Raw genomic sequence first — 16,534 nt, forward strand, 5'->3', positions numbered from 1 at the left:
AGAAACCAGCGATTCCCGCAGGCAGGTGAATGGACAGCAGCAAACCGCAGATCGGCAGGGCCGCGCTTTGGATGACCGGGGCAATTGCTTCGTTCTCGTCCATGGCCATTGCCGGTCGAGAGCTGAGCGTCACCCATGACACTTTTGAGATCATGTTCTACCGCAGCCTGGTCGGCATCTGCGTCGTGACACTGATTCTGTCGCTGACCGGCAAATGGCATCAGGTCTCGACATACAGGCTGGGTCTGCACGGTATCCGGAACCTGATGCACTTCACCGGCCAGAACCTGTGGTTCTATGCGGTCACTGTCATCCCTCTGGCGCAGGTTTTTGCGTTGGAATTTACCCAGCCCATCTGGGTCATACTGCTGTCGCCGCTGCTGTTGAAAGAACGGCTGACGCCGGTTCGCGTGCTTTCCGCCCTGATCGGCTTTGCCGGCATCCTGATCGTTGCCCGCCCCGGTGCCGTCCCCCTGAGCGCAGGCGTACTGACGGCCGCTCTGTCAGCGGTTTTCTTCGCCCTGACAACCATTTCAACCAAGACCCTGACGCAGTTTGCCAGTATCGGCTGCATCATGTTCTGGCTGACTGTCATGCAGGCGATTCTGGGCCTGATCGCGGCGGGCATCGACGGACAGATTGCCCTGCCCACACTCGCCACGGCGCCTTTTCTATTACTCGTGGGCCTGGCCGGCCTTTTGGCGCATTACTGCATCACCAACGCGCTGGCCATCGCCCCTGCAACCGTGGTGGTGCCATTCGACTTTGCCCGCCTGCCGACAATCGCGGTGATCGGCATGATTCTGTATCACGAGCCATTGGACCACTGGACCCTGCTGGGGGCCGCCGTGATCTTTTCCGGCATCTTTATGAACGTTCAGGCTGAGAATCGTAACAGTTTAGCAACAGATTCACACCACAATCAGCAGTAATAACGCACCGTCACCAGTTGACGGTTCAATAGGCCTTAAGAAAGTATCGAGCACCACAAGTCAGGTCGATCGTAACCACTCAATAACCCGTGCCTGACCTACAGGAGACCTTAAGGGAGGACATGATGAAAAAAGCGCTATTACAGGCGTGCGCACTCAGCGTTGGGGCGACTGCGGCCTATGCAGGCGGCCTGGATCGCAGCGGCCAGGGCATCAACCTGATCTTCGAAGAAGGATCGGTCGCTCAGTTCCGGCTTGGATACACCAACCCAAGCGTTAGCGGCAGCTTGCTTGATGCAAACCCCGGCAGCCCGACAAATGGACAAGTTGTGGACTCGGGCAGCGTGGCGAATGATTTCTTCACCCCGCATCTCGGCTACAAAACCGCACTCACGGAACAGCTTGATTTCGCAATCATGTATGATGAACCGTTTGGGGCTGACATCGAATACGCGGATGACTATCCGCTGTCCATCAACCCCGTTCCGTTCGGCCGCACCGGCAATACTCTGAAAGCCAAGGCAGACACCGAAGCGATTACCGCCCTGCTGCGCTATAAGTTCGACAACGGGTTCAGTGCAATCGGCGGCGTGCGGGCGCAGCGCGTAAAAGCCTCGGTCACGGTCCCTGCTGCTGCGGGGTACGAGGTATCTTCGGATCGGGACATCGCTTTCGGCTACGTTGTCGGCGTGGCATGGGAAAAGCCCGAGATCGCGGCACGTGTGGCACTCACCTACAACTCGAAAATCTCACACGACCTGTCGCAGAACGAGTCGTTCAACCCGCTCCCGATCCCGCCGGTCCCGCCGGGAACCGTTGCGTCGGTTGACACATCCAGCGAAATCGAAACGCCCCAGTCCATCAATCTGGACTTCCAGACCGGCGTTGCACCCAAGACCCTGCTGTTTGGTTCGATCCGCTGGGTGGACTGGCCGCAGCTGAACTACTCTCCGCCAGCGTATATTGGCATCGTCGGCAGACCGCTGGTTGACTACGACGACGCAACATTCACCTACTCACTCGGCCTAGGCTACCAGTTCACCGATCAATTCGCCGGCGCTGTGACGCTGGGGTACGAAACCGACGAGGGCGAACCGGTGTCCAACCTCGGACCCACGGACGGGTTCTGGAGCATCGGTCTGGGCGGCACATATACGCTTGAAAACGCGCAGATCTCCGGTGGTGTTCGCTACACCGACATCGGTGATGCGACTGCGGATGGCGGATTTGGCCAGACAGCCGACTTCAGCGGCAACAGCGCGTGGAGTGTCGGTTTCCAGATCACCTACTCGCTGGGCTGATCCAACGCACCAAGAACAGACGAACCCCGCTTTTCCGGCGGGGTTTTTCTTTGCGCAAGTTTCGGGTCGAACGGATGCGCGGGGGATGCGAAAAGATCGCATGGCTGCACAAAAACACCTCACACCGAAAGCATGGGCCGAGCTTCTGTTGCTGGGCCTGATCTGGGGCGCATCGTTCCTATCAATCCGCATCGCGCTGGACACGATTCCGGTGATGACCTCGGTGTTTCATCGGGTTTTCTGGGCCATGCTGGTGCTTTGGCTTGTGGTGAGATTTCGGCGGCTGGCCGTTCCCCGCAGCCCGCGCGTTTGGCTGGCATTTCTGGTCATGGGGCTACTGAATAACGCAATTCCGTTTTCCCTGATGGCCTGGGGGCAGCTTTATATCGAGACCGGCCTGACCTCGATTCTGAACGCGATGACGGCCATTTTCGGGGTCATCGTCGCGGCACTGTTTTTCAAGGACGAACGCCTTAGCCGGGGACGAGCGGTTGGAGTTGGACTTGGATTTCTGGGGGTGACGATTGCCATCGGGATACGCAACTTTGCCAGTTTCGATCTGCAGAGCATGGCGCAACTGGCCATCATCGCAGGCACGGTATCCTATGCGCTGGCCGGTGCCTGGGCGCGGGTCACCTTGTCCGACCTGCCGCCCGTCGTCGCCGCAGCCGGTATGCTGACCGGATCGACCTTGCTGATCCTGCCGATCACGCTGGTCGTTGACGGCGTGCCAAACCTGGACCTGCCCCTGATCACATGGGCAGCAATTGCCTATTACGCCCTGATTGCCACCGCCGGAGCCTATCTGCTGTACTATCGGGTTCTGGCAATGGCGGGCGCAGGCAACCTGTTGCTGGTCACGCTGGTCATCCCTCCGGTCGCGATCGTGCTGGGTGCGGTTCTGCGGGATGAGGCGCTGCCCCCACAAGCCTTTCTGGGCTTTGCGATCCTTGCGCTGGGGTTGCTGATCCTCAATCGCGCAGGCGCGCGCGATTGACGCCGCCCGCTGCCCGTTTTAGCTAGGTCAAAAAGGGACAGCAGACGATGATCTACAGCTCGGCAAAGGACTGGCGCCACGCGGCGCGGAAAAAGGTGCTGTTTTTCGGCATGTCGGGGCTGGGCAAGACCTATGTGTCCAACGTCCTGCGCGATTCAGGCGACTGGTTCCATTACTCGATCGATTACCGCATCGGCACGCGTTACATGGGTGAATACATCGCCGACAACGCCAAGGCCGAGGCAATGAGAGTCCCGTTCCTGCGCGATCTCCTATTGTCGGATTCGATCTATATCGGCTCGAATATAACATTCGAGAACCTGACTCCGGTGGCCGCCTATCTGGGCAAGCCCGGCAATCCCGATCTCGGCGGGATGGAGTTGCACGAATACCGCCGCCGGCAGGAACAATTCCGTCTGGCTGAAATCCATGCCCTGCTGGACACTGAATATTTCATCGACCGTGCGCGGCGTCTGTATCAATACCCGAACTTCATCTGCGACACGGGTGGATCGATTTGTGAATGGGTGGACCCCAATGATCCGGCCGACCATGTTCTGTCAGATTTGTCCCGTCAGACCCTGATGATCTGGATACAAGGCGATGAGGACCACACCGCCGAACTGATCCGCCGCTTTGATAAAGCGCCCAAGCCGATGTCCTATCAGCCCGAATTTCTGACCCGCGTCTGGGGCGACTACCTAACCCTGAACGATTGCCAGGCCGAGGACGTGGATCCCGACGCCTTTATCCGATGGACCTATGCGCAGGCGCTGGCGCATCGTCAGCCGCGCTATCAGGCGATGGCCGAGAATTGGGGGGTCGCCGTTACCGCCGACGACATGCACAAGGTGCGCGACGCCGCTGATTTCGATGAGTTGATCGAACGCACCCTTGAGACCCGCGCGAACCGCGCTTAATTTCCGCTTCTACAGTTTAACTCCAAAGGCTTGCACCTGATGCCGATCAAGATTCCCGCCGACCTTCCTGCTTTTGACGTCCTCACAAAAGAGGGCGTCTCGGTCATGGCCGAGGATCAGGCGATGCGTCAGGACATCCGCCCCCTTCGGATCGGGTTGCTGAACCTGATGCCTAAGAAAATCCAGACCGAAAACCAGTTCGCGCGCCTGATCGGGGCGACTCCGCTGCAGATCGACCTATCATTGATCCGCATGACCGAGCATCGCACCAGAAACACCGCGGCCGAGCATATGGCCGAGTTCTACCGCCCCTTTCGGGACGTCAAGGACGAGAAGTTTGATGGCCTGATCATCACTGGCGCTCCGATCGAGCACCTGGATTTTACCGACGTCACCTATTGGAACGAGATGCGCGAGGTGTTCGAGTGGACACAGACCAACGTGCATTCAACCTTTGGCGTCTGCTGGGGCGGGATGGCAATGATCAACCATTTCCACGGCGTCCGGAAACACATGCTGGACGCCAAGGCCTTCGGCTGTTTCCGCCATTCGAACCTCAACCCGGCCTCGCCGTTCCTGCGCGGGTTCTCGGATGATTGCGTGATCCCGGTCAGCCGATGGACCGAGATGAAGCAGAATGAGATCGATGCCGCAAGCGGGTTGGTGACCTTGCTGGGCAGTGATGATGTAGGGCCGTGTCTGGTCGAGGATCAGGCGCACCGCGCTCTCTATATCTTCAACCATTTCGAGTACGACAGCGACACTCTGAAACAGGAATATGACCGCGACGTTGCCAATGGCACGCCGATCAACGTGCCGATGAACTATTATCCGGACGACGACCCGACCCAGACACCGCAGAACAGATGGCGTAGCCACGCACATTTGCTTTATGGCAACTGGATCAGCGAGATTTACGGTACGACCCCCTACGACATCAACCGGATTGGTGTCGATCAAACCGATCTGAGGGCCTGAACCAGTGCTACGCGTCGGCATCATAGTTCTGGCCGTGATGGTCATGCTGTGGGTCGTCGCAACCTGGCGCGCGGTCCGGAACGAGGCCCGCGCCGAAGCGGCCTTTCCCCCCGAAGGTCAGATTGTTGAGGTCGATGGCATTCCCGTCCATGCCGTTGTGATGGGCGAAGGGCCGGACGTGGTGCTGCTCCACGGCTCCAGCGGCAATACACGCGACATGACCTTTGCGCTGGCCCCAATATTGGCCGAAAACTACCGCGTCATCGTGTTCGACCGCCCCGGATTGGGCTACAGCGACAGCTTCAACCCGGACGGAGAAGCCATTGAAGAGCAAGCGGAAATTCTGCAAAAGGCCGCCGCCCAACTTGGGGCCGGCAAACCTATCGTTGCAGGTCAAAGCTATGGCGGATCGGTATCGCTTGCATGGGCGGTAACGCGACCTGACAACATTTCCGCGCTGGTCCTGATCGCACCTGCGGCGATCCCGTGGGAGACGCCCTTGGACGGTTTCAACCGATTGGCTTCCACCTCAGTCGGCAGCGCGGCAACCCTGCCGCTGATCACTGCTTTTGCTCCCGATTGGTATGTCGAACAGGCGCTGGACCGGGTGTTCGCGCCGCAGACAGCCCCCGAGGGTTATGCCGATCACTTCGGCCCCGGCCTGACCATGCGCCGCGCCTCGATGCACGCCAATGCCAAACAGCGCGCCAACTTGCTGGAAGAGGTGACAGCTCTGCAACCCCGGTATGGCGAGATCAACGTCCCCACCGAAATCGTTCACGGCACCGCCGATGACACCGTTGGTCTTGAATGGCATTCACACCGGTTGATCGACGAAATCCCCGGTGCCGAACTGATTGAACTTCCAGGCATCGGGCATATGCCGCAGGTCGTGGCAGCGCCCGAGGTTGCCGCCGCTATCGACCGCGCCGCGCAACGTGCGGGTTTGCGTTAAGCTCACGGCTAATCCATAGTAGGATATGGATTTTATGGCGAGGTAGCACATGGCCCGTTCCGAGAAAGGTTCCATTGAAAAGTACTTCGAAAAGGACGCCCCGAAAGAGGTGCGTTCAGCCATCGAAAAGTCCGAAAAGGACGACATTCTGAACCCGACCTACCCTTACGACGAACGCATGAAGCGTAAGGAGTACGAAAAAGAGATGGAAAAGCTGCAGATTGAACTGGTCAAGATGCAGTCATGGGTCAAGGAAACTGATCAACGGATCGCCCTCATATTCGAGGGCCGGGACGCGGCTGGCAAAGGCGGCACGATCAAGCGGTTCCGCGAAAACCTCAACCCGCGCGGCGCGCGCAACGTTGCGCTCAGTAAACCTTCGGATACCGAGCAAAGCCAATGGTACTTCCAGCGCTACATCCAGCATCTGCCGTCGGCCGGTGAAATCGTGTTCTTCGACCGCAGCTGGTACAACCGCGGTGTCGTCGAAAACGTGTTTGGTTTCTGTACCGCAGAACAGCGTGAACGGTTTTTCAGGCAGGTTCTACCGCTGGAAACCGGGTTGGTGAATGACGGGATCACCCTGTTCAAGTTCTGGCTGAACGTCGGCCGCGCCGAGCAGCTGAACCGGTTTCTGGCGCGCGAAACGGACCCGCTGAAGCAGTGGAAACTCAGCCCGATCGACGTGGCCGGTCTGAACAAATGGGACGAATACAGCCAATCGATTTCGGAAACCCTGACCCGCAGCCATTCCGAGCATTGCCCGTGGACCATCGTTCGGTCCGACGACAAGAAACGCGCGCGGCTGGCGGCCATTCGCACGGTGCTGCACGCGCTGGACTATGATGAAAAGGACGAGGGCGCCATCGGGCCGAATGATCCCAATATCTGCGGCGGGCCGGAAATCTGGGATGCGTGACCAAGAGTGGACGAAGACCACAACGCGGATTATGTCATGTATTCCGACAGCTTAAACAGCAAAGGCACCTGAAACAGGGATGACGAAACGCGGGTATCACCACGGGAACCTGAAACAGGCTCTGATCGAGGCTGCGCTGTCTTTGATCGAGGAAAAAGGCCCGACGGGCTTTACCCTGTCCGAGGCTGCCAAAACTGCAGGGGTTACCCCGGCTGCGGTGTATCGGCATTTCCACGGGCGCGAGGACCTGATCGCGGAAGCCGCCCGTCAGGGGTTTGAGATGTTCGCGGATCTGATGCAATACGCCTATGACAAGGGCCAGCCCTCGGCGCTGGCCGCGTTCGAGGCGACGGGCCGCGCCTATCTGGCCTTTGCGCGCAAGCATCCGGGTCATTACATCGCCATGTTTGAAAGTGGCATCTCAATTAACCGCACGCCCGAACTGGCGCTGGCGGCGAACCGGGCGAAAGCGATGCTGGAGAAAGCGGCCTCGGATCTGTCACAGCACATCCCGCCTGAAAAACGCCCGCCCGCGTCGATGTTCAGCGCCCATATCTGGGCCATGAGCCACGGCGTTGTCGAACTGTTCGCCCGCAATACCGGCGCAAGCTCCCCCTTCCCGCCCGAGGATTTGCTGGAGTCCGGAATCGGCATCTATCTGCGCGGTCTGGGGCTGGTTCCGCAGGACGATTAAGGGTCAGAAACGCGACAACGGTTGCGGCACGCTAAGGCCCGAGGTCACGTTGATCAGGTCCATCTCGCCCATACCCTTGATGTCCACGCGCCCAATGTCCGAGACCTGAAACTCGTCGATCAGCGCGTATTTCATCTCTTCCGGAGCAACGATATTCATAGGATTTGCAAAGACTTGCAGGCGCGCGGCAATATTCACCGCCGGGCCGAACACGTCATAGACGTATTTCTGTATTCCCACGACCGAGCCCACAGCGGCCCCCATGCCCAAACCAATCCGGGCCTGCCATTTATGCGGATGGCTTTCATTGCGCCGCTCGAGATATCGCAGGAACCGCACCGCGCAATGCGCCACGGCGGTCGCATGATCCGGCGTCGCATCGGGCATACCCGATACCGCAAGATAGGCATCACCGATGGTCTTGATCCGCTCACACCCGAACTGTTCGACGATGCGGTCGAAGGCGGTGAAAATATCGTTCAACTCGCTCAGGGTCACGGTCGGGTCGGTCTTGGCCGCGAAATCCGTGAAGCCCACGAAATCCAGCATCACCACCGACACCTGATCGTATAGCTGCGGCGTGACCACGCCAAACGTCTTGAACTCTTCGTACACCGCGCGTGGCATCAGGTTCAGCAGCAGCCGTTCCACCCGTTCCTTTTCGCGCTCCAATTCACGCGTGTTGCGCTCGACCATGGTCGAGTAGCTGTCGATCATGCTTTCCAATTCGCGAATGCGGGTGATGTTCTGGCATTCGACAACCAGAACCTGTTCAGACAGGCCATTTGCCAACGAAACGGTCGTCGCGAAAATAAGCGTTCTGCGCTTTGGCTTGATCTGAAGTTCAACCGAATACCGCAGGCCGGATTGCTTTACGTCCTCCAACTCGCGCGGATCAAGCGACGGAATCAAATCCAGCAGCGTCTGCCCGTCCTCTGGCTTTCCGAACCATTCCGCGAATGGCCCGTTGTGAAAAACAAAGCTCAAATCCGAAGCGCGCACGACTGCAACACCAACTCCGATCGCCCGAAGCAGCTGTTCGTTGATGGCCAGAATACTCATGCGGCGTCGCGCGCCACAATGATCGCGCGTTTGGCCTCGATGGCACTAAGGGCGATCTTGATATGGTTTTCCTCCATACCATGCATGGCCAGCGCCTCGCCGAAAAGCTCAGCCATCTCATCAAAATCCGCATGAGAGATATTGAGGTGCCGGTGAACCGCTTCGATCCGATCATCACTGAAGGATGCAGGCCCGCCCACCAAGGAAGACACGAACTTGGTTTGGTGGTCGATCAGGCGCGGCATATCAATGTCTTCGAAATGGCCGCCGATCTGATCCGATTCCAAGGCCATTTCGTAGAATGTCATCACGATCCGGCTGATGGTTTTGAACCCGCCGTATCTTTCATAAATTGTCTGCCCCACACCAAACACCCAAACGTTAACCACAAACAACACTGCAAGGTTATATCAAATTGACAGTTTTGTTAACGCTAATACGTTGCGGCGCTGATACCAAGGGATATCCGGGCCCAATTTACGGTCAAACGCTCAGGTCATCGGCGCAGGGAATGAACCCCACGTACCCGCCATCCGCCAGCAAACGCCGCTGAGCGCCCGCGCGCCAATACAGTTTGCGCCCAGCGGCTTGCAGCTCGCGCCGGGCGCGGAACCACAAAGGCCCCTTGTCCAGATCACTGTTGGTTTTCTGGTCCTGCGACCGCTCACTGACCTTGACGGTTTCTGCGGTCTGATCCTGTTGCTTGGACCAGATCATCTGGACCCCCACGGCCGGAAAGCACTGGTACATACGCCAATCTGGGCGCGGAATCGAAATGAAATCATCAAGGTGGTCTGAATACCTCTCGGACCAGGACAACAGTTTTCGACAGGCCGCTTGGGTGACGACATAGGCGGCCGCGCTGGGGGCCATTTCCAGCATCGGTCTGACCGGGACATCCGCGACCCTCTGCAACGGACCAAACCGCATGGACCGCGGAGAGTAGTCCAGCTTGATGAGGTCAAACCCGTCTCCGCCATCCAGCAGCGCAGTAATGACCTTCCCGGCTTGGGCAGACATTTCAACGTCATCTTCAAAGACCGCAACCGCCTTCAAACCCTGAGCCACAGCGGCCTGCCAAACGGCCCGGTGACTTTCGAAACAGGCGATTTCGCTTTGTTTCAGTCCCCAGCGGCTGCCGGTTCCGGGGGCATAGCCATTACCTGCAAGCGCTCCGGGGAGTTGCCCGTCAACCGCACTGAATCGTTGCGCGCCGACCAAACCTGTGTGAGCGAACTGAGCTTCCATGAAAGAGGCCCTTTCGGGCACCCGATCGAGGTTGATAAAGCACACACCCGTTCCCGATGGCAGTTCGAATTGTCCCACGGCATATCCTTTCCAGCAGTATCGTCAGATACACACCGCCGAACCGGACAATCAACCCCGCCCTCGGGTTGGATGTCGGGAAGGGTCGGCGACCCTTCCCTGCAACGCTGTCAGGCGCTGATCGTGTTATGTTCCGGCCCGTAAGGGAAGCCGGTGATATTCTCGGCGCCGGTTTCTTCAACGACCAGAATGTCATGCTCACGGTACCCGCCTGCGCCCTTCTGGCCCTCGGGTATCCACAGCATCGGTTCGATCGACACAACCATGCCCGGCTCCAGCACCGTGTCGATATCCTCGCGCAGTTCCAACCCGGCCTCACGGCCATAGTAGTGGCTGAGAATGCCGAAGGAGTGGCCATAACCAAAGGACCGGTATTGCAGCAGCCCTTCATCTGCAAAGAAGCGGTTGATCTCAGCCGTGATACCCGAGCATGTCGCACCGGGTTTGATCAGGCTCAGACCAAGCTCATGTGCGGCAACGTTGGCCTTCCAGATACGCAGGCTTTCGGCATCGGGTTCGCCAAGGAACAGGGTCCGCTCCAAAGCGGTGTAATAACCCGAGATCATCGGGAACGTGTTCAGCGACAGGATATCGCCCTTTTGCAGCGCCCGTTTGGTAACCGGGTTATGGGCGCCATCGGTATTCAGGCCAGACTGGAACCAAACCCATGTGTCACGGTATTCGGCGTCCGGATAGGCGCGGGCGATTTCCGCTTCCATCGCGTCCCGACCGGCCATGGCAATTTCGATCTCGGTCGCACCTTCACGGATCGCGGCATGGATGGCCGCGCCACCAACATCAGCCGTACGCGCACCGCCCTTGATCAGTTCGATCTCTTCGGCGGATTTCACCATCCGCGCTGCCATCGTATCGGGTGCGATGTCCACCAACTCTGGCCCGCCGAGCATGTCCAGCGCGGTGTCGCGCATGGCCAGTGTCATGTGATCACCTTCGATACCGATCCGCCCTACCGAGCCGATCAGGCTGGCCACAGCGCGCCAGTAATTGTTCCGCTTCCAATCGGTGTAGATCACGTTTTCCTCGACCGAGCGCCGCCACGGCTGGCCCGCGTCGATATTCGCCGACACGGTCGTGCATGCGTCTTGAGTCACCACGCAGCCATAAGGACGGCCGAACGCGCAATACAGAAAGCCCGAGTAATAGGCGATGTTGTGCATCGACGTGAGCAGTACGGCCGGGATATCGCGCGCTGCCATCACCGCGCGCAGGCTGGCCAGACGGCGGGCGTACTCTGCCTTGCTGAAAGGCAGCGGAGCCTTATCGCCATTGTGGCAGGTGAAGAACTCGGGGCGATTTTGCAGATCAGTCATTTGGTCTCTCCTCAATGCCGGACAGGCAAAGCCCGGCCACAAGTCCCGGCGTTCAGGACAAGCGGCCTCGGGAACCGAGAGCCATGCACCCCGCCTAACGTCACGACGCCATCGTGACCGGAGTGCATGGTGAAATCGCTAAATCAGCTTTCGAGTCGCGTCAAGCCGGGCTGAGGCCCCGCAGACGTTCGGACCGACGCCGCAGCAGTTCGACCGTGGTCAGCAGCGCAATCGAGATCACCACAAGGATCGTTGCCACCGCCAGAATGGTCGGGCTGATCTGCTCGCGAAGACCGGTAAACATCTGCCACGGCAGCGTTTTCTGACTGGCCGAACCGACGAACAGCACCACCACAACCTCGTCGAACGAGGTGATGAAGGCGAACAACCCGCCCGAGATCACGCCCGGCAGGATCAGCGGCATCTGGATCTTGAAGAAGGTCCGCACCGGCCCTGCCCCCATATTCGCAGCTGCGCGGGTCAGCGATTGATCGAACCCGACCAATGTCGCGGTCACCGTGATGATCACGAAAGGAATGCCCAGAACGGCGTGCGCCAGAATGACCTTCACATAGCCCACAAAGTTCTTGTCCATGCCCAGCGTGCCCTCAAGGAATCGCCCGATGTCACTGTAGAAAAAGAACATCCCCGTCGCCGAGATGATCAGCGGAACGATCATGGGCGAAATCAGGATACCCATGATGGCCCGGCGCCCAGGAACATGCGATTGACTGAGGCCGATGGCCGCCAGCGTCCCCAGCGACACCGAGATAAATGTCGCAATCGGCGCAATGATCAGCGAGTTCTTGAAGCTGCGCTGCCATTCATTGTTGGTGAAGAAATCGCGGTAATGCTTCAGCGAATACCCCTCGGGGTCCAGACGCAGCATTTCAGGCGTGAAGGTGAAAAAGTCCTGTGCATTGAACGAAAGTGGCAGCACCACAAGGATCGGCGTGATCAGGAAGACAAAGATGGCCCCGCAGATTACGCGGAACAGGTAATGCTCGAACACCTGCCGACCCGTCAGATAGGGCAACAGCTTCTGCCGATAGCGCCCCTCGTACAGCCAGAAGATGAAGAAAGCAAAGAACCACCCAGCCAGCAGCCCGACGATCAGGCCGGTAATTCCGGCAAAGAAAAACCCGATCGCGGCAAGCCCCAGAACGGTAATCCAGCGCGCGACACGTTCATTGTCGAGCACGGTGATATAGACCCAGGCCAGCCCTGCCATCAGTGCGGCGCCGATCAGGATACCCAACAGGACATTGCCCTGCCCAGCTCCGACGAACATACCGAGGAAACCTCCGGCGATGGCGACTGCCGGCAGGACGACCGACAACGGTTTGCGGGATATAGGTGTAAGTGCAGCCATGATCTTTATCCCAGTTTCACGTTATCGATGCCCACGATCTTGTCGTAGCACCAGTAGAGCAACAGAACGACCGCCAGCAGGATCGTCCCCAACGCCGCCGCCAGACCCCAGTTCAGCGAGGACGAGATGTGGTAGGCAATCCGGTTCGAGATGAAGACACCCTTGGTGCCGCCCACGATCTCGGGGGTGATGTAGTAACCGATGGCCAGAATGAATACGAGGATGGACCCCGCTCCGATGCCCGGAATGGATTGCGGGAAATAGATCCGCCAGAAGGTTGTCCAGTTGGTCGCCCCCATCGACTTGGCCGCACGGGTATAGGATGGCGGAATGGTCTGCATCACCGAATACATCGGCAGGATCATGAACGGCAGCAGGATGTGCGTCATCGCAATGATCGTGCCGAACTGATTGTTGATGATCACAAGCCGCGCATCGTCCGCGACCAATCCCAGCCAAACCAGGGTTTCGTTGATCACGCCCTGCTGTTGCAACATGACCTTCCAAGCAGAAGTTCGCACCAGCAGCGAGGTCCAGAAAGGAAGCAACACAAGGATCATCAGCAGGTTCGACACACGCATGGGCAGTGTCGCCAGCAGATACGAAACCGGATAAGCCAACAGAATACAGGCACCGGTAATGATCAGCGACATCATCAGCGTGCGGCCGAACAGTTTGATCAGAATCTGTTTGTCCTCGGGCTGCGCCTGCGCGCCCTCGGGCGTACGACGCATGTCAACAGCGTTCAGGAAATAGCCATTGGTGATCGGGACCGCATGGGTCTTGATCGTGCGCCAGGTCTCGACATCGCCCCAGCCGTCGTGAATCTCGATCAGCTTTTCCTTGAAAGGCGCATCAGCTTCGGGATCCAGGCGCTTGATACTGCGACCTGATTTACGAAACATCGAAGACATGCCGGTCTGTTCATAGTTCAGACGCGTTCCGAGTCTCGTATGCGTCTTCGCCTCAACAGCTGCGACCATGTCCTTAGTAAAGGCAGCGTAAAGGGCTTCGTCGGGCAGTTCACCGCTCTCGGCATCCCAATTCTTCAGCTCGACCACAGTCAGTGGGAGCGTTTCTGCGACGATGCCGTTTTCAACCGACCGTAACAACATCGACACGATCGGGATCACGAACGAGAGCATTACAAACAGCAACAAGGGCGCAACAAGGGCCAGCGCCCGAAGTTTGCGGCGGCGCAGGGATCGCGCCAGCGATTTCTTCAGTGGCGTGCCATCTGCGGCCAGCATCGGACCGGATTGAGTAGCGTCAGTCATCTGCGTCCCTTGGTCTTTGGTGGGTCGGGGCCATTGGCGGCCCCGACCTTGCGTATCAAGACAGGCTTATTGTGCCAGCCATGCCTGGAATTTCGCGTCGATATCGTCGCGGTAGTCAGCCCAGAACTCGTAGTTGTACAGGAACGTGTTCTTGGCGTTTTCCGGATCGGTCGGCATGTGCGGTGCCATATCTACACCAAGCTCAGCGTGCTGACTTACAAGAGGAGCCGAAGAGGCCCGAGCCGGACCATACGAAATCCATTTGGCCTGATCCGCCAGGCGCTGCGTGTCGGTCGCGAACATGATAAAGTCCAGCGCACGTTTTTGGCGTTCTTCACTCAGACCCGTGGGGATGATCCAACCGTCTAGATCGAACACTTGCGCATCCCACAACATTTCAATGGGTTGGTCCTGCTCAACAATTGCTGAGAACAAGCGCCCATTATACGAGGATCCGATCGAAACTTCGCCATCCGCTAGAAGCTGAATCGCTGTTGCGGAATCCGGCCACCACACAACGCTGTCCTTAATCGTGCCAAGCTTTGCCAAAGCCTGATTTTGGCCTTCCTCGGTAGCCAGCACGTCATAGACATCTTCCTTTGCCACGCCATCGCACAGCAATGCCCATTCCATATTGTTGATTGGGCGTTTTTCAAGACCCCGTTTTCCGGGATAAGCATCAAGATCGAATATCGCACAAATATCTGCTGGCGGATTATCACTCAGCAAATCCGCACGATATCCAAAAGTGGTCGAGTACACGATTTGCGGAATAAAGCACTCGCTCACAATCATATCGCCAAAATCTTCAGAGGCAGGCGTACCATCGGGCGCTGGTGCCAACATGGTGTCCGGGTCGATCTCCATCGCGAGACCTTCATCGCACAACCGAATTGCATCTGACGCGACAACGTCGACCACATCCCAAGTGATGTTGTCTGCCTCGTTCATAGCGCGCAGTTTGGCTACAGCTTCAGGTGAGCTGTCGTCATTCAAAATGGTAATGCCGGTCTTTTCCGAATAGGGCTCGTGATACGCTTTGAGCTGCGATTTGGAGTATGCCCCGCCCCACGAGACGATCGTCATCTCTTCGGCCATCGCGCCACCGGCAACTGCGGCAATCGCACTCGCCAGAAGAGTGGTTTTAGTAACTTTCATTGTTAACTCCCTGTTATACCCGTTAATTTTAGCTTTGAAGATCGGATCACGGGGCAACCCGATCATCTGATGTCCCGCGCACCCGGGCGGATCACACGGGGAATTCCAGTATCAGGCGTCCAGCGCCCGGCAATCCTGAGCCAGCCAGCCGATCTCGACCTCCTGGCCGGGGCGCAATCTAACCGCATCCGGCGCGTTCCGGGTCTTGATGATGAAGTCATCATTGCCCGCCACAGACAGGCGGAAGCGGAACACGTCGCCCATGTAGATGAACTCTTTCACCGTAGCCTTCAGCGTATGCGCATCGGCGTGCAAACGGTCCTTGTTGAACTCGACGCGTTCGGGGCGGATTGAAACCTTGGTGCGTTCGCCCGCATTGTGGACGTTCACCGGCTTGGCATCAATTTCGGATCCGTCATCCAGAACCACCACGCACGAATCGCCGTCTATTGACTTAACAACACCTTCCAAAGTGTTGTTTTCACCAATGAATTGCGCAACAAAGCTGTTCTCGGGCTCTTCATACAACAGGTCCGGCGGAGCCAGTTGCTGAATACGGCCGTCGTCGAACACGGCGACACGGTCCGACATTGTCAGTGCCTCGGTCTGGTCGTGGGTCACATAAACGGTGGTGATCCCCAGTTCGTGTGCCAGACGGGTGATTTCGAATTGCATATGCTCGCGCAGTTGTTTGTCCAGCGCGCCCAGCGGTTCGTCCATTAGAACCAGCTCTGGTTCGAACACCAGCGCACGCGCCAGGGCGATCCGCTGCTGCTGACCACCGGAGAGTTGTGCCGGGCGGCGGCTGCCAAAGGCCCCCATCTGCACCATATCCAGTGCCCGCTTTACCTTTTCCTCGCGCTGATCCTTGCCCATCTTCCGCACTTCCAGCGGGAACGAGAGGTTTTCGGCCACGGTCATATGCGGGAACAGGGCGTAGTTCTGGAACACCATCCCGATGCCACGCTTATGCGGCGGGATGTTATTGATCGGCTTCCCGTCCAGCATGATTTCGCCATGCGTGGCGGTTTCAAACCCGGCCAGCATCATAAGGCAAGTTGTCTTGCCGGACCCCGACGGGCCCAACATTGTCAGAAACTCACCTTTTGGCATTGAGAGGTTTAGATCTTTTACAACGAGTACTTCACCATCATAAGACTTCTGGACACGCTGAAACTCGACGAACGCTGCGTCATTGGACATATACCGACTTGGCTCCCTGTGCGGTCTGTTGTTTGCCCGGTTTATCCGGATCTCAAAGACCTATTGGCCTCATTAAAGGACATGCGAGACGCAGCGCGCAACCAAAATG

General features: G+C 58.0%; 16 protein-coding genes. 8 read left to right on the forward strand and 8 right to left on the reverse strand.

Annotation, left to right across the window (positions count from 1 at the left end):
* Positions 1-29 precede the first annotated feature (29 nt).
* The 8 genes from ACR0DO_RS00870 to ACR0DO_RS00905 all read left to right on the forward strand — a co-directional run bounded on the left by ACR0DO_RS00870 (position 30) and on the right by ACR0DO_RS00905 (position 7,696).
* Positions 30-932 carry a DMT family transporter gene (locus ACR0DO_RS00870; protein ID WP_480556190.1) on the forward strand — a complete coding sequence of 301 codons (903 nt, stop codon included), beginning with the start codon at positions 30-32 and terminating at the stop codon, positions 930-932.
* A 125-nt stretch (positions 933-1,057) separates the two neighbouring features.
* Complete coding sequence (locus tag ACR0DO_RS00875) at positions 1,058-2,233, forward strand: outer membrane protein transport protein (protein WP_170671229.1); 1,176 nt, start codon at positions 1,058-1,060, stop codon at positions 2,231-2,233.
* Between the two features lie 100 nt (positions 2,234-2,333).
* A complete protein-coding gene (locus ACR0DO_RS00880) occupies positions 2,334-3,230 on the forward strand; it encodes a DMT family transporter (RefSeq protein ID WP_480556191.1) in 897 nt (298 codons plus the stop codon).
* A 47-nt stretch (positions 3,231-3,277) separates the two neighbouring features.
* Positions 3,278-4,150 carry an ATPase gene (locus tag ACR0DO_RS00885; protein ID WP_480556192.1) on the forward strand — a complete coding sequence of 291 codons (873 nt, stop codon included), beginning with the start codon at positions 3,278-3,280 and terminating at the stop codon, positions 4,148-4,150.
* A gap of 39 nt (positions 4,151-4,189) precedes the next feature.
* Complete coding sequence (gene metA, locus ACR0DO_RS00890; RefSeq protein ID WP_480556193.1) at positions 4,190-5,128, forward strand: homoserine O-acetyltransferase MetA; 939 nt, start codon at positions 4,190-4,192, stop codon at positions 5,126-5,128.
* A 37-nt stretch (positions 5,129-5,165) separates the two neighbouring features.
* Entirely contained in the window at positions 5,166-6,083 is a 918-nt protein-coding gene (locus ACR0DO_RS00895) for an alpha/beta fold hydrolase (RefSeq protein ID WP_480556956.1), read from the forward strand.
* A 49-nt stretch (positions 6,084-6,132) separates the two neighbouring features.
* Positions 6,133-7,002, forward strand: a complete 870-nt coding sequence (ppk2, locus tag ACR0DO_RS00900) for a polyphosphate kinase 2 (protein ID WP_480556194.1) — start codon at positions 6,133-6,135, stop codon at positions 7,000-7,002.
* Between the two features lie 79 nt (positions 7,003-7,081).
* Complete coding sequence (locus ACR0DO_RS00905; RefSeq protein ID WP_480556195.1) at positions 7,082-7,696, forward strand: TetR/AcrR family transcriptional regulator; 615 nt, start codon at positions 7,082-7,084, stop codon at positions 7,694-7,696.
* Positions 7,697-7,699: 3 nt separating this feature from the next.
* Here ACR0DO_RS00905 and ACR0DO_RS00910 read toward each other — a convergent pair whose 3' ends face one another.
* The 8 genes from ACR0DO_RS00910 to ACR0DO_RS00945 form a co-directional block, all read right to left on the reverse strand.
* Positions 7,700-8,758, reverse strand: coding sequence for an adenylate/guanylate cyclase domain-containing protein (locus ACR0DO_RS00910; protein WP_170671219.1), 1,059 nt, complete (start codon positions 8,756-8,758; stop codon positions 7,700-7,702).
* Positions 8,755-9,123, reverse strand: a complete 369-nt coding sequence (locus tag ACR0DO_RS00915; RefSeq protein ID WP_170442332.1) for a group I truncated hemoglobin — start codon at positions 9,121-9,123, stop codon at positions 8,755-8,757. The genes ACR0DO_RS00910 and ACR0DO_RS00915 overlap by 4 nt, the downstream gene beginning before the upstream one ends.
* A 118-nt stretch (positions 9,124-9,241) precedes the next feature.
* Positions 9,242-10,084, reverse strand: coding sequence for a glycosyltransferase family 25 protein (locus ACR0DO_RS00920; protein ID WP_480556196.1), 843 nt, complete (start codon positions 10,082-10,084; stop codon positions 9,242-9,244).
* 110 nt (positions 10,085-10,194) lie between these two features.
* Positions 10,195-11,415, reverse strand: coding sequence for an aminopeptidase P family protein (locus ACR0DO_RS00925; RefSeq protein WP_480556197.1), 1,221 nt, complete (start codon positions 11,413-11,415; stop codon positions 10,195-10,197).
* A gap of 160 nt (positions 11,416-11,575) precedes the next feature.
* The gene (locus tag ACR0DO_RS00930) at positions 11,576-12,787 is read right to left on the reverse strand and encodes an ABC transporter permease (RefSeq protein ID WP_480556198.1); all 1,212 of its coding nucleotides are present in this window, start codon (positions 12,785-12,787) and stop codon (positions 11,576-11,578) included.
* A 5-nt stretch (positions 12,788-12,792) separates the two neighbouring features.
* Positions 12,793-14,064 (reverse strand): ABC transporter permease, encoded by a 1,272-nt coding sequence (locus tag ACR0DO_RS00935; protein WP_480556199.1) that lies wholly within the window; start codon positions 14,062-14,064, stop codon positions 12,793-12,795.
* Between the two features lie 66 nt (positions 14,065-14,130).
* Positions 14,131-15,222: an extracellular solute-binding protein gene (locus ACR0DO_RS00940; protein WP_480556200.1), complete on the reverse strand. Its 1,092-nt coding sequence runs from the start codon at positions 15,220-15,222 to the stop codon at positions 14,131-14,133.
* A 111-nt stretch (positions 15,223-15,333) separates the two neighbouring features.
* Positions 15,334-16,425, reverse strand: coding sequence for an ABC transporter ATP-binding protein (locus tag ACR0DO_RS00945; RefSeq protein ID WP_170442313.1), 1,092 nt, complete (start codon positions 16,423-16,425; stop codon positions 15,334-15,336).
* Positions 16,426-16,534 lie beyond the last annotated feature (109 nt).

Source organism: Ruegeria sp. AM9, assembly GCF_056540565.1.